General features: G+C 71.0%; 10 protein-coding genes. 6 read left to right on the forward strand and 4 right to left on the reverse strand.

Annotation, left to right across the window (positions count from 1 at the left end):
• The first annotated feature begins 276 nt into the window (after nucleotides 1-276).
• The gene (locus WME76_RS37220; protein WP_437956936.1) at nucleotides 277-1,410 is read left to right on the forward strand and encodes a tetratricopeptide repeat protein; all 1,134 of its coding nucleotides are present in this window, start codon (nucleotides 277-279) and stop codon (nucleotides 1,408-1,410) included.
• A 167-nt stretch (nucleotides 1,411-1,577) separates the two neighbouring features.
• On the opposite strand, the gene WME76_RS37225 is transcribed toward WME76_RS37220, so the two are convergent.
• From WME76_RS37225 to WME76_RS37240, 4 genes are all read right to left on the reverse strand, one after another.
• A complete protein-coding gene (locus WME76_RS37225) occupies nucleotides 1,578-2,408 on the reverse strand; it encodes an HAD family hydrolase (protein WP_437956937.1) in 831 nt (276 codons plus the stop codon).
• 220 nt (nucleotides 2,409-2,628) lie between these two features.
• Entirely contained in the window at nucleotides 2,629-2,886 is a 258-nt protein-coding gene (gene rpmA / locus WME76_RS37230; RefSeq protein WP_061616234.1) for a 50S ribosomal protein L27, read from the reverse strand.
• A 14-nt stretch (nucleotides 2,887-2,900) separates the two neighbouring features.
• Nucleotides 2,901-3,209 carry a 50S ribosomal protein L21 gene (gene rplU / locus WME76_RS37235; RefSeq protein WP_437286930.1) on the reverse strand — a complete coding sequence of 103 codons (309 nt, stop codon included), beginning with the start codon at nucleotides 3,207-3,209 and terminating at the stop codon, nucleotides 2,901-2,903.
• A 273-nt stretch (nucleotides 3,210-3,482) separates the two neighbouring features.
• Nucleotides 3,483-6,101, reverse strand: coding sequence for an ATP-dependent Clp protease ATP-binding subunit (locus WME76_RS37240; RefSeq protein WP_437956938.1), 2,619 nt, complete (start codon nucleotides 6,099-6,101; stop codon nucleotides 3,483-3,485).
• 80 nt (nucleotides 6,102-6,181) lie between these two features.
• Here WME76_RS37240 and grxC point away from each other — a divergent pair, with 80 nt between their 5' ends.
• The 5 genes from grxC (at nucleotide 6,182) to WME76_RS37265 (ending at nucleotide 13,655) form a co-directional block, all read left to right on the forward strand.
• Entirely contained in the window at nucleotides 6,182-6,475 is a 294-nt protein-coding gene (gene grxC / locus WME76_RS37245; protein WP_437286932.1) for a glutaredoxin 3, read from the forward strand.
• A 260-nt stretch (nucleotides 6,476-6,735) separates the two neighbouring features.
• A complete protein-coding gene (locus WME76_RS37250; RefSeq protein WP_437956939.1) occupies nucleotides 6,736-8,325 on the forward strand; it encodes a serine/threonine-protein kinase in 1,590 nt (529 codons plus the stop codon).
• 7 nt (nucleotides 8,326-8,332) lie between these two features.
• Entirely contained in the window at nucleotides 8,333-9,565 is a 1,233-nt protein-coding gene (locus tag WME76_RS37255; protein WP_437956940.1) for a hypothetical protein, read from the forward strand.
• Between the two features lie 308 nt (nucleotides 9,566-9,873).
• Nucleotides 9,874-11,841 carry an acetate--CoA ligase gene (acs, locus tag WME76_RS37260; RefSeq protein WP_437956941.1) on the forward strand — a complete coding sequence of 656 codons (1,968 nt, stop codon included), beginning with the start codon at nucleotides 9,874-9,876 and terminating at the stop codon, nucleotides 11,839-11,841.
• 266 nt (nucleotides 11,842-12,107) lie between these two features.
• Complete coding sequence (locus tag WME76_RS37265; protein ID WP_437956942.1) at nucleotides 12,108-13,655, forward strand: protein kinase domain-containing protein; 1,548 nt, start codon at nucleotides 12,108-12,110, stop codon at nucleotides 13,653-13,655.
• Nucleotides 13,656-13,664: the final 9 nt, after the last annotated feature.

The following is a 13,664-nucleotide window of genomic DNA, read 5'->3' on the forward strand; positions in this document are numbered from 1 at the left end:
ACGGCGCAGCAGGGCCCAGCGCGGCTGGCCTGGAGCGCGGGGGGCGCGACGAGATTCACGAGCGGAATCACGGGTGGAAGCCGCGGCGGAGCCGCCGCGGCCAGGGCCCGCGTGCTCGGAGCTCCCCCGTTGCCCGGCTCGGCCCTCCCTGCTAGCGTTCGCGCCCCCTCTACACGAACTACGATCCCCATCACTTCAGCGCGCAGGGTACCGGGGCGAGGCTGGGCGATTCCTGCCCCTCGGCGCGCGTGGGGGAGAGATCTCGGAGCATCGACGATGACGACCAACGGACAGCAGCAGGCGGCTGGGCTCAACATCAGCGGGGGGGCGGCGATCGTCGCGCCCGTGAGCGCGTTTCCGAACGGCGTGCCGGGGAACGCGCTCATCGTCATCCCGATGAACAAGCCGACCGATGAGCTGAAGGGGCTCCTCGAGCAGGGCCCCACGGCGGTGACCCTCGATCAGATGTGGCAGCTCCTCGGCTTCAACGGGCCGGCGGTGCAGGTGCAGGACGACCAGGGGCGCCCCATCGCGATCGGCCTGGAGGACCTCCTCGCCGGCCTCGAGAAGCACTGGACCGAGCAGCCCGACGATCTGAACCGCGGGCGCATCTACGCGCAGGAGCTCCTCAAGCACAACCGGCTGCAGCGCGCCGAGCAGGTGCTCTCGAAGGTGGTGGCGAAGGGCGGCACGGGCGACGACTGGCTCGCGCTCGGCATCGCGCAGCTCTCGCAGGACAAGCACGACAAGGCCGAGGGGACGCTCAAGGGGGCGCAGAACCTGCTGAAGGACAACCCCTACCCCTCGCTGCACCTCGCGAAGCTCTACCAGGCGCGCAAGGAGGACGCGAAGGAGCGCGAGTACATCGAGAAGGCGATCGCGATCGACGCCGGATGTATCGACGCGTGGGCCTACCTCTTCCAGTACCTGAAGCAGCGCGGGGACGAGGAGAGCGCGGTCGCCGAGATGGAGAAGATCTCGGCGGACAAGAAGACGGCCGCGCCGTACATCGCGATCCAGGGCTTCTACGCGAGCAACGAGGAGACGCGGGACAAGGCCGTCGAGTACGCCAAGAAGGCGGTCGCGCTGAACCCGGACGACCCGCTGGCGCTGCTCTGCCTGTCGGCGCTGTACGGGCAGAAGAACGACCTCGAGGCCGTGGTCCGCCTGCTCCAGCCGCACGAGGCGAAGATGAGCCGCGACGTGCGCCTGGCCAACAACTACTTCGAGGCGCTCTTCCAGTCCCGCCAGCTCGAGAAGGTGACCAAGCTGCTGAACGCGCTCGCCGGATCTCCGAACAAGGAGGTCAAGCAGTTCGCCATCGAGCGCTCGCGCGCCGTCGCGCAGTACCTGCAGCAGCAGCAGCAGCAGCTCGCCGCGGCCGCCCAGCCGGCGCAGCGCAAGACCTGACGAGCACGCAAGACCCGCGCGGGGAGCGTCCAAGGCGGCGCTCCCCGCGGCTCAGCGGCGCTCAGCAGCTCAGCAACGAGCAGCAGCCGCTCGCCCTGGCGGGGCCATCGCCCTCGCTCAGCTCAGCGACCAGCAGAAGAGGCTGACCGCAGCAGCCTGACCGGCGCTCAGCGACCGAAGGCGCGGCGGATCGCTTCGGCGATGCCACCGCCCAGCAGGCCGTCGGCGTCCAGGCGGTCCGTCGCGGCCTGCTTCACGTTCTCGGGCGCCTGCCCCATCGCGAAGGAGCGCCCGGCGACCTCGAACATCGGCAGGTCGTTGAGCCAGTCGCCGACCACGACCACGTCCGACGGCGAGCACTGGTAGTGCTCTGCGAGCCACGCGATCGCCGTCCCCTTGGTGGGCCCGGCGGCGCGGACCAGCATCGCGAAGACGTCGTGCAGGAGGGGGAACGAGACGACGAACGCCGCCTGGCCGAGCTCGGACCGGACCTCCTCGACGGCGGCCGTGACCTGGGACTCGGTCCCGATCGCCACCAGCCCGAGCAGGCCGTGCTCGTGCTCCCAGTACGGGTGCGACGTGACCCGCTCGACCTCGGCGATGGCGGTCGACCACCCCCGGACATAGTGGACGTGCGGCGCGCCGGTCGCGTCGTGGACGATGCTGTCCTGCGCGAAGAGGAACGACGCCGTCGCGTGCCGCTCGGTGATCGAGCGCAGGAGCGCCGCCTCGGCGCCCGAGATCGTGCGCGAGTACAGGTGCGCGTCGCCCTCGGTGTGCACGATGTGGCTGCCGTCGACGCACGCGATCGGGCCGACGATGCCGACCCGCCGCGCGACCTCGCGCGTCCCCGAGTACAGACGCCCCGTCGCGATCGAGACCGGGACGCCGGCCGCCTGGAGCCGCTGGATGGCGAGGAGGTCGTCCTCGTGAATGGATCCATCACGACGGACGAGGGTCCCGTCGACATCGAGGGCGAGGAGCTTGTAGGTGGTCACCGCGCTACGCTCTGTCCGACGAGCCGCTGCGCCGCTCGGACTGAGCGGTCGAGCTCGCTCGAAGTACCGCAGGTTTCCGAGCTTGCTCTTGCCGGTCTCGGGCCGCTCGCGACGTTCATCAAGCAGCGCCTTGAGCAGATCGAGCGCACACGCGGGGTGTGCAGGCGGAGCTAGCTGGACTGGATGGCACCGCGCTCGGCGCGGTATCCGGAAGGCGGGCTCAGGAGCCCGGGTAGACCGACACCTGCTTCTTGGTGTTGGACTTCCACTCGTACTTCACGACGCCGTCGACGAGGGCGAAGAGCGTGAAATCGCGGCCGGTGCCGACGTTGTGGCCGGCGTGGATCGAGGAGCCGACCTGCCGGACCAGGATGCTGCCCGCGCGAACGGGCTCCCCGGCGTAGATCTTCACCCCGCGGCGCTGCGCGTTCGAGTCGCGGCCGTTCCTGGAGGAGCCGCCGCCTTTTTTGTGAGCCATGTCTACCTCTCCTGCTAGGCGGTGATGCCGGTGATCTTGAGCTCGGTGTACGGCTGCCGGTGGCCGTTCTTGCGGCGGAAGTTCTTCCGGCGCTTGAACTTGAAGACCACGATCTTCTTGCCGCGGTCCTGCCCGGTGATCTCGGCCGCGACGGAGGCGCCGCTCACGAGGGGCTTGCCAATCTTGGGGGAGTCACCGCCGACGAGGAGCACCTCGCTGAACGTGACCTTGTCACCGGCATTGCCGGCAAGCTTCTCGACCCGGAGCTTCTGACCTTCGGCGACCCGATACTGCTTGCCGCCCGTCTTGATGACCGCGTACATGGTGCGTCTTCCTCAACCTGGGGACCGCGATCCCTCACCTTACGTCACGCAATTGCCCTCGATCGGAGGGCCCGGTGAGCGAGGGAGCGGCAGTATACGGACCTTCTCCGGCTTGGCAAGAGGTTCGCAGCGCCCTCGCCCAGGTTCTTCGCTCGGGGAAACAGCCCGCGGCCGCCCGCGCGCTGCCAGCGCCGCCTGCGCGCTGGCGGCCCCGCAGACGGCCCCCAGGCGTAGCCCCCGCGTCCGACGCGACCCGGACCACGGCCCGGCTCGCTACCCCTCGGCCTTGGTGAAGACGAACTTCTCGTCGACCACGTCGACCAGCATCTTCTGGCCGGCCTGGTACCCGCCGGCCAGGATCGTCTCGGCGAGCGGGTTCTGGAGCTCGCGCAGGATGGCCCGCTTCAGCGGGCGCGCGCCGAGGCTCGGCTCGTAGCCGAGCTCGACGAGCCGCGCCTTCGCGGCGTCCGTGAGCGCCAGGCGGATGTCCTTGTCCGTGAGGAGCTGCTCGAGGCGGCGGAGCTGGATGTCCACGATGCCCCGGAGGTCCTCCTTGCTGAGCGCCTTGAAAACGACGATGTCGTCGATGCGGTTCAGGAACTCGGGGCGGAAGAACCCGCGCAGCTCCTCGAGCAGCACGTCGCGGATCGCCTCGCGCCCGTCCTCCGTCGACCAGAGCTTCGCGTCGGTGTCGAGCACGCGCTTCGACCCGATGTTCGAGGTCATGATCACGACCGTGTTCGAGAAGTCGGCGAGCCGCCCGCGGCCGTCGGTCAGCCGGCCGTCGTCGAGGATCTGGAGCAGCAGGTTGAACACGTCCGCGTGGGCCTTCTCGACCTCGTCGAACAGGAGCACGCTGTACGGCCGGCGCCGGGCGGCCTCGGTGAGGAAGCCGCCCTGCTCGCTGTCCGCGTAGCCCGGCGGTGCGCCGATCAGGCGCTGGGCCATGTGGCGCTCCATGAACTCGCTCATGTCCATGCGCGTCAGCGCCTGCTCGTCATCGAACAGGAACTCGGCGAGCGCCTTCGCGAGCTCCGTCTTGCCGACGCCGCTCGGCCCGAGGAACAGGAACGAGCCGATCGGCTTGCCCGGGTCGCGCAGCCCCACGCGCCCGCGCCGCACCGCCTTCGCGATCGCGCGCACCGCCTCGTCCTGGCCCACCACGCGCTGCGCGAGCCGCTCCTCCATCTTGAGGAGCTTCTCGGCCTCGCCCTCGAGCATCTTCGCCACCGGGATGCCGGTCCAGTCGTTGAGCGTCGCCGCCACGTCCGACTCGCTGACGACGTTCGACGTCGGCGCGACCCCCTCCCGCTGCGCCGCCTCCTCGGCCGCCTGCAGCCGCCGCTTGATCTCCGGGATCGTGACGTGCTCGAGCTCGCCGATCTTCGCGAACGCCTTGTCGCGCTGGGCCGCCTTCAAGGCGTCCGTCGCGGCGACGAGCTCCCGGCGGATGGACTGGCACGCCGCGATGACGCCGCGCCGCGACGCGTTGCGGGTCCGCATCGACGACGCTTTCGGCTCGATCTCGGCGAGCTCCGCCTCCAGCCGCGTGCGGGTCTGGACGCTCAGCTTGTCGTCGTCGTCGGCGAGCGCGGCGATCTGGGCGCGCAGCGCGTCGACGCGCCGGCTGAGCGCGTCGAGCTCGGCCGGCACCCCGTCGACCTCCACCCGCTTGCGGGCGGACGTCTCGTCGAGCAGGTCCACCGCCGTGTCGGGGAGCGCGCGGTCCGAGATGTACCGCTTGGCCAGCGCGACCGCCGAGGCGATGGCGCTCTCCCCCACGCGGACGCGGTGGTGGGCCTCGTACTTCGTCGCGATCCCCCGCAGGATCTCCGTCGCCTGATCGATGCTCGGCGCCTCCAGCGTGATCGTCGAGAACCGGCGGATGATCCCGGGGTCGCGCTCGTTGATCTTGCGCACGCCTTCCGGCGTCGTGGTGGCGATGATCCGGATCTCGCCGCGCGACAGCAGCGGCTTCAGGAGCTCGCCGACGCCGGCGCCCTGCACCCCCTGGCCGAAGAGCGCGTCGAGGTCCTCGACGACGAGGATGCTCTCGGCGTCCTGCTCGCCGCGCAGGCGATCGACAAGCACCTTGAGGCGCTGCTCGATCTCGCCGCGCAGCTTCGCCCCGGCGACCAGCGCGCCGGTGTCGAGCTCGTAGAGGTGGGCCCCGGCCAGGTTCGTTGGCACGTCCCCGTGGGCGATCCGGTCGGCGAGGCCCCGGATGAGCGCGGTCTTGCCCACGCCGGGCTCGCCGACGATGAGCGGGTGGTTCTTGAACCGCCGCTCGAGGATCTGCAGCAGGCGACGCGCCTCGACGTCCCGCCCGATGACCGGATCGAACCGCCCCTCGCGGGCGTCGGCGACGAGGTCCCGGGTGTAGGGCGCGGGCTGGCCCGGCTCCGACGCGCTCGCCGGCGTGGGCGACGGCTCCCGCGAGGCCACCTCCAGCGCGCCGAGGTGCGGCCGGAACGCCCCGGGGCCGACGCCGAAGGAGGACAGGATCTCCCCCGCGGGCCCGCGGATCTCCTGGGCGAGCGCGTGGAGCAGGTGCTCGATGCCCACGTTCGCCGACTTGTCGCGGGTCGCCTCCCGCTCGGCGCGCCCGAGCAGGTCGAGCAGGCGCGGGCTCACGTACGCCACCCCGCCGCCCGCCCTGGGCAGCTTCTTCAGCGCGTTCTCGGCGAGCTGGAGCACCTCGTTCGGGTCGGCTCCGGCCCGCCGAAACACCTCGGATACCCCCCGGTCACGCTCCAGCAGCCTCGTCAGCAGGTGCAGCGGCGTGACCTCGGTGTGCTGGCGCTCGTCCGCGATCTGCTGGGCGCCGGCGACGACTTGCTTCGCGTCGCCGGTATAGCGATCGAGGTGAATCGTCCCCTCTTTCTCGGCCATGCGCGCAGCCTACCCCAAGGAAGGGCCCTGTGCGCTTGCATCTTTGGCCGTCCCGGGAAAGGAAAGAGGACGAGATGCCCATGCAAGCAGCCGAAGTCACCATCTACGTCACCGAATACTGCGGATACTGCACCATGGCGAAGCGCCTGCTGACCCAGAAGCAGGTGCGCTTCACGCAGATCAACGTGGAGGACCGCGACGACCTCCGCGCCTGGCTGGTCAAGGCCTCCGGGCAGCGGACCGTCCCGCAGATCTTCATCAACGGGGACAGCGTCGGCGGATTCAGCGAGCTCTCGGCCCTGGAGAAGCAGGGCGCGCTCGATGCGCGGCTCGCCGAGGCGCCGCGCGCGGACGCACCCGCCATGCCGCGCTGAGCGGCGCAGGCAGGCGAGGTGCGACGGAGACCCCGGCCGGGCGCCCCTGGGCTGCCGCCGGCGAAGGTGCACCCCGGCGTGGGTAGGTGATAAGCTGCCGCGCGGGGACGGGGCGCAGCTTTCTTTGATACCGTTCGTCCATAGGGCTTCATCGGCTCCGCCCACCCCGCCCCCTCCGAGTCGCAACCGCCATGCCTAGCAGCACCGACACCACTGCCGCAGCGACTCAGCCGGTCGAGGGGTCGTTCGTCGGAAAGCGGGTGCAGAAGTACGAAATCGTACGGGTGATCGGCCGTGGCGGCATGGGCATGGTCTACGAGGCGGTCAACACCGCCATCGGCAAGCGCGTCGCGATGAAGTTCGTCGACGCCGACCTCGCGCAGAACAAGGACTCGGTCGCGCGGTTCCACCGCGAGGCGCAGGCGGCGAGCGCCGTCGAGAGCGCGCACATCGTCGAGATCTTCGACGCCGGCTTCGCCGACGACATCCCCTTCCTCGTCATGGAGCTGCTCCGCGGCGAGGACCTCGGCCACCGCATCCGGCGCTGCGGCAGGATCGAGCTCGGCGAGGCGCTCCACGTGACCGCGCAGATCCTCCGCGGCCTGCACCGCGCCCACGAGGCGGGCATCGTCCACCGCGACCTCAAGCCGGACAACATCTTCCTGGTCGACCGCGACGACGACCCGAACTTCGCCAAGATCCTGGACTTCGGCATCTCGAAGGTGCGCCGCGTCGACGGCGCGCCGGCCCACACGCTGACGCGGGAGGGCACGGTCCTCGGCACGCCGTTCTACATGTCGCCCGAGCAGGCGCAGGCGCTGCCCGACGTGGACGGCAGGACGGACCTCTGGGCCGTCGGCGCGATCCTCTACGAGTGCCTCACCGGGCACCCGCCGCACAGCGGCAACTCGTACGAGCAGGTGATCGTCAACATCTGCATGAAGGACGCGCAGGACGTGCGGATGAGCAACCCGGCCGTCCCCGAGCCGATCGCGCGCGTCATCGCGAAGGCGCTCACGCGGGACCGGGACCAGCGGTTCTCCTCCGCAAGGGATTTCCTGGACGCGCTGATCGGGGCGGCCGGCGGGCTCCTCGGGCCGCGGCGCAGCTCGAGCGACGAGCTGACCGTGCCCGCGGCGATCGCGCCTGGCGTGCCCGGGCACACGCCGGCGAAGCAGACGCCGGCCGACCCGGGCATCGGGCTGGATCCGACGCTCGAGGTGCCCGGCAGCGGCTCGAAGGTGGGCTGGGTGAGCAACGGGCGCACCGGCGCGCGAGGACCGCGGCGGCTCGTGCTCGTCGCGATCGCGCTGCTCTCGCTGATCGGCGGGCTCGCCGGCGCGGTCCTCCACGCGCGCCGCTCGCCGGCGGAAGGGACGGCGGCCATCGCGCCGGCGCCTGCCGCCCACGTCTCGATCGAGCTCCGGACGAACGCCGAGGGCGCGCGCTTCACCGTCGACGGCGTGGCCCTGGTCGACCGCACGCTGCGCGGGCGCACGGGCGAGATGAAGCGGGTCCGGGTCGAGGCCTCCGGCTACACGCCCGTGGACAAGGAAGTGACGCTCCAGGCCGGCAGCACCCCGATCGAGGTCCTGCTCCAGCCGCTGCCGCTGGCCGTCACGCCGGTGCCTGCGGCGATCGAGACGACCGCGGAGCCGGCGCCCACCGCGCCCGCCCCGCCCCCCAGGGCCGCGCCGAGCGCGAAGAAGACGGCGACGCTCCCCTTCGCGGCGCGCCCGAGGGGCGCGGGCACCGGCGCGAAGCCCGCCGCGTCGAGCCAGGCCACCCCGGCGGTCGTGACGTCGAAGCCGGCGGGGGTCGCGGCGGGTCTGCAGCTCAAGGTGGACTGAGGCGGGCTTGGGCCGATCGCACGGACGACTCCCGATCGCGCTCTGCGCCGCCACGCTCGGGCTGGCCCTGCAGCTCTCGCCGGCGCTCGCGCAGGTCGAGCCGTACCGGCAGCACATGGAGAACGGCATCAAGCTGTTCCAGGACCGGAACTACCCGGCGGCGATCGTCGAGTTCGAGGCGGCCTACAAGGAGAAGCCGAAGGCCAGCCCGCTGTTCAACATCGCGCTCGCCGAGAAGGCCCTCTTCAACTACCCGCGGGCGATCGCGGCGCTCGAGCGCGCGCTCGCGCAGCACCGCGACACGATGGACGAGAGCGACGAGAAGACCGCGCGCAGCGCCATCGAGGAGATGCGCGCGCTGCTCGCCCAGGTCACGATCGAGCTCAGCCCGCAGGGCGCGACGCTGTTCATCGACGGCCAGGAGCACCCCCCCTCGTCGTCCGGGACGCGGGTCGTGGAGCTCGGGCCCGGGGTGCACCGCATCGGCGCGCGCGCCGACGGCCACGTGAGCGCCGAGCAGAGCATCACGGTGGTGAGCGGCGAGCGCGGCAAGCGGGTGAAGCTGTCGCTGGCACGGGAGCGTCCCACCGCGCCCCCGGAGGCGGAGCCGTTCACGCCGCCGCCGCCCCCGCCAGCGCCGCGGCCGGTGCCCCTCTCGCTGGCGCCGCAGGGCTACTACGTGATCGGCGCGGCGTCGCTGCTCTGGCCGCTCGGCCATCCTCGGGCCTTCCCGGAGCCGGAGGCGAACAGCGGCGGCGCCGGCTCGATCCGGGTGGGCTACCGGGTGAACACCCCCGCGGCGTTCGACCTGATGCTCCAGTACGCGAACATCAACATCGAATCGGACGACACGGCCTACCAGAACGCGAGCTACACGCTCGGCTCGACGCGCCTCGGGCTGAATGTCCGGTTGATGACCCCCGGGCAGACCTGGAGGTTCGTGGGCTCCATCGGCGGCGGCCTCACCTATGACGAGGTGCGGTTCCACAACGTCGGAACGACGGACGGGGACATCTGCGGCGGCCGGTGCCGCCCCGCCTCGGGGGTGAACGCGTTCGTCTTCTCCGAGGCAGGGGTCGAGCTCGACCTCGACGGGGTGCTCCTCGGGTTCTCGCTGGACAGCTACTTCCAGTCGTCGCGCGGCATCGACTACGAGGAGGGCGAGGACGGCCCTCCGCTCTACTCCTCCGTGCTGCTGCATCTGGGCGGCAGCCTGCACGCCGGCTACGCGTTCTGGTGATCGGGCCGCGCCGAGCCCGGCGGATCGCTCGTTCCATCCTTGTTCTGCCGCTCGGCGGATGTATTCTCGCACGCCCTCGCGGGGAGTCGGAGATGGTTCGCCGAGCTTTCCAGCGGGGAACATGGGCCGGGGATCGGCTTTTGCCGTCCCCTTCAACGTAGGTCGGGGATCGGACTTCGCCGTCCCCTTCAACGTAGGTCGGGGATCGGACTTCGCCGTCCTCTTCAACATGGGTCGGGGATCGGCCTTCGCCGTCCCCTCCAACGTAGGCCGGGGATCGGACTTCGCCGTCCCCTCAAGGGGTGACCATGTCGCAAGATGCCATCACGTCGTTGCTCAAGGAGACGCGCCGGTTCGAGCCGCCGGCCGAGTTCTCGCGTCGTGCGCGCGTCGGCGCGCGGGAGACCTACGAGGCGCTCTACCGCGAGAGCATCGAGCAGCCGGACGCGTTCTGGCGCCGCGAGGTGGGCGACCTCGTGTTCCGCACGCCGTGGACCACGACCAGCGACTGGTCCCTGCCGCACGTGAAGTGGTTCCTCGGCGCGACGCTCAACGTCACCGAGAGCTGCCTCGATCGACACCTGACGACGGCCACCAGGAACAAGGCCGCGATCATCTGGGAGGGGGAGCACGGCGCCACGCGCACGCTCACCTACGCCCAGCTCCACCGCGAGACGCTGCTGCTCGCGAACGCGCTCAAGCGGCTCGGCATCGAGAAGGGCGACCGGGTCGCGATCTACATGGGCATGGTCCCCGAGGTCGCCGTCGCGATGCTCGCCTGTGCCCGGCTCGGCGCGGTCCACACCGTGGTCTTCGGCGGATTCGCCGCGGACGCGCTCCGCGACCGCATCCACGACAGCCAGGCCAAGCTCGTCATCACGCAGGACGGCGCGTACCGGCGCGGGCAGGTCGTGCCGCTCAAGGCGACCGTCGACAAGGCGCTCGCGCAGCCGGAGGCGAAGAGCGCGACGCGCGTCATCGTGTACCAGCACATCGGCAGCGAGCGCTGCGAGGTGCAGATGTCGGAGGGTCGCGACGTCTTCTGGCACGACCTGCTCGCCCAGGCCTCGCCCTCCTGCGAGCCGACCGTCGTCGACGCCGAGCACCCGCTGTTCATCCTCTACACGAGTGGCTCGACGGGGAAACCCAAGGGGGTGCTCCACACGACCGCGGGCTACCTGGTCAACGTGCACGTCACGACGAAGTACGTCTTCGACCTGCGCGACGACGACGTCTACTGGTGCACCGCCGACGTCGGCTGGGTGACGGGCCACAGCTACATCGTCTACGGCCCGCTCTCGAACGGCGCGACGTGCCTCATGTACGAGGGCGCGCCGAACTTCCCCGACTGGGGTCGCTTCTGGCGGCTGATCGAGAAGCACGGGGTGACCATCCTCTACACCGCCCCCACGGCCATCCGCGCCTTCATGCGGCAGGGGGACGAGTGGCCCGCGAAGAGCGATCTCTCGAGCCTGCGGCTCCTCGGCTCGGTCGGCGAGCCGATCAACCCCGAGGCGTGGATCTGGTACCACCGGACCATCGGCGGCGGCCGCTGCCCGATCGTGGACACCTGGTGGCAGACCGAGACCGGGGCGATCATGATGACCACGCTGCCCGGCGCGGTCCACGCGAAGCCGGGGTCGACCGGGCTGCCGATATTCGGCGTCGTGCCCGAGGTCGTGACGAAGGACGGCAAGCCGGTGGCCGCCGGCGAGGGCGGGCTGCTCGTCCTGAAGAAGCCGTGGCCGTCGATGCTGCGCACCGTGTGGGGCGACGACGATCGCTTCCGCAGGCAGTACTTCAGCGACATCGAGGGCTGCTACTTCACGGGCGACGGCGCGCGCCGCGACGAGGACGGCTATTACTGGGTCGTCGGGCGCATCGACGACGTGCTGAACGTGGCCGGCCACCGCATCGGCACGGCCGAGATCGAGAGCGCGCTCGTCTCTCACCCCGCGGTCGCGGAGGCGGCCGCGGTCGGCCGCCCGGACGATCTCAAGGGGCAGGCGCTCGTGGTCTTCGTCTCGCTCCGGCCGGGGTTCGCGGCCGGGCCGGAGCTCCAGGGCAAGCTCGCCGAGCACGTGGCCAAGGAGATCGGCAAGTTCGCGCGCCCCGACGCGATCCGCTTCGCGGACGCGCTGCCGAAGACCCGCAGCGGCAAGATCATGCGCCGGCTGCTGAAGGACGTCGCCGCGGGCCGGGCGATGACCGGCGACACCTCGACGCTGGAGGATCTGAGCGTCGTGGCGAAGCTCCAGCAGCAGGAAGACGAGTGACCCTCGCCTCGGCGCAGGGGCACGGTCGTGCCCCTGCGGCCGACGAGACGGCATCGCGCGGGATGGGGGAGGCGCTGGATCGCCAGCGAGAGGGCGGAGAAATCATGGAAGAGCTCGGCACCATGGCTCTTTCGCCGTCCCCGACCAGCGCAGGACGGCGGCGGCTCACGGCCGGCGGCCTGCTGTCGACGGTCGGATCTCCTCGTTCGCGCCGGAGAATTTGATCCGCCGCGTCGGCGCGGGGGATAATCTGGGGCGAGGCGCTTTTGGAGCTCGAAGCTGGAACCGTCGTTGCGAACCGCTATCGCATCATCCGCCAGCTCGGCCGTGGCGGCATGGGTGAGGTGTTCGCTGCGGAGAACATCCGCACCGGCCGCCAGGTGGCGATCAAGCTCCTGCGCGCCGACTCGAAGGCCAAGTCGTCCGCCGCCGAGCGGTTCCGGCGCGAGGCGCGCGCGGCCGGCTCGATCAACAGCGACCACGTCACCGAGATCCTCGACGTCGAGGAGGACCCCGAGCACGGCATCGTGCTCGTGTTCGAGCTGCTCGAAGGCGAGTCGCTGATCGATCGGCTGAAGCGGACGGGGCCGATCGCCTTCGATGAGCTGCACCCGATCATCGAGCAGGTCTGGATGGGCCTCGCCGACGCGCACCGCGCCGGCATCATCCACCGCGATCTGAAGCCGTCGAACGTGTACCTGGAGGCGCGCCCCGACGGGTCGACGCGGGTCAAGATCCTCGACTTCGGCATCTCCAAGCTGCCGAAGGAGATGGGCGGGGAGACGCTCACCGAGATGGGGCAGAGCCTCGGCACCTTCTCGTTCATGCCGCCCGAGCAGATCGGGAAGGCCAAGACGGTCGACCACCGCGCGGACATCTACGCCTGCGCCACGATGATCTACCAGTCGATGAGCGGCCAGCTCCCTTACCAGGCGCGCAACCTGCTCATCATGGTCGAGATGAAGCAGAAGACCGACGCGCGGAAGCTCGCCGAGGCGATGGACGGCCCGGTCGATCCGCGGCTCGAGGCGTTCCTCGCGAAGGGCCTGGCGCGCGAGCCTGCCGACCGCTTCCAGAGCGCGCTCGAGGGGCTCACCGCGTGGCGGGAGCTGCGGCCGGCGAGGCCCTCCAGCCACCCGATCAGCGGCTCGCGCGCGTCCCTGGCCGGCGGCAACGTGGCCGGCAACGCGCTCGTCACGCCCCTCCCCCCGCACACCGTCAAGCCCCCGTCCTCCGGCGCGCTCAAGAACCTGCAGCCGCCGGTCGACCACGTCCTGATCCGCACACAGACCGATCCAGGGGCGCAGGCGCCGGTCGGGGCCGTGGCGCGCCCGGCCAGCGGGCATGATCTGGCGGCCCACGGCTTCGGGGAGCCGCCGCTCGCGCAGACCGAGGACCAGCGCCCGTCGCACGCGGGCAACGCGGCCGGCGGACAGCTGACCGCGCCGCCCATGCAGTGGACCGGCCCGAACGGCACCATGGTGCTGAACAACGCGGCCAGCGAGCTCGCGGTCCCGATCGCGCCCCCACCCGCGGGGCCGCCGAGGATCCTGGACCTCTCCGAGGACAGCTCGGCCGGGTCGACCAGCCAGGGGCCCACGCTCATCTACAAGCCCACGCGGCCCAGCATGGGCTCGGTGAGCTCGGGGCTGGCTGGCCCCGGCGGTCCGGAGCCGATCGAGCAGCGGCCTCCTGCGCAGCCGCCGGCGCGGACGTTCCGGACCATCGTTTACGTGCTGGCGGCGATCCTGTTCGCCGTCGTGGGCTTCCTTCTCATGGGGATCGCCCTCGAGTACCTGGACGGGCCGAGGTAGCCGGCACGG

The organism is Sorangium sp. So ce119 (assembly GCF_051524405.1).
Lineage (GTDB): Bacteria > Myxococcota_A > Polyangia > Polyangiales > Polyangiaceae > Sorangium > Sorangium cellulosum_G.

Excerpts from the sequence above, each read along its gene's own strand:
- WME76_RS37220 (WP_437956936.1), top strand. The coding sequence starts at position 277 with ATGACGACCAACGGACAGCAGCAGGCGGCTGGGCTCAACATCAGCGGG.
- rpmA (WP_061616234.1), bottom strand. The coding sequence starts at position 2,886 with ATGGCTCACAAAAAAGGCGGCGGCTCCTCCAGGAACGGCCGCGACTCG.
- rplU (WP_437286930.1), bottom strand. The coding sequence starts at position 3,209 with ATGTACGCGGTCATCAAGACGGGCGGCAAGCAGTATCGGGTCGCCGAA.
- WME76_RS37240 (WP_437956938.1), bottom strand. The coding sequence starts at position 6,101 with ATGGCCGAGAAAGAGGGGACGATTCACCTCGATCGCTATACCGGCGAC.
- grxC (WP_437286932.1), top strand. The coding sequence starts at position 6,182 with ATGCAAGCAGCCGAAGTCACCATCTACGTCACCGAATACTGCGGATAC.
- acs (WP_437956941.1), top strand. The coding sequence starts at position 9,874 with ATGTCGCAAGATGCCATCACGTCGTTGCTCAAGGAGACGCGCCGGTTC.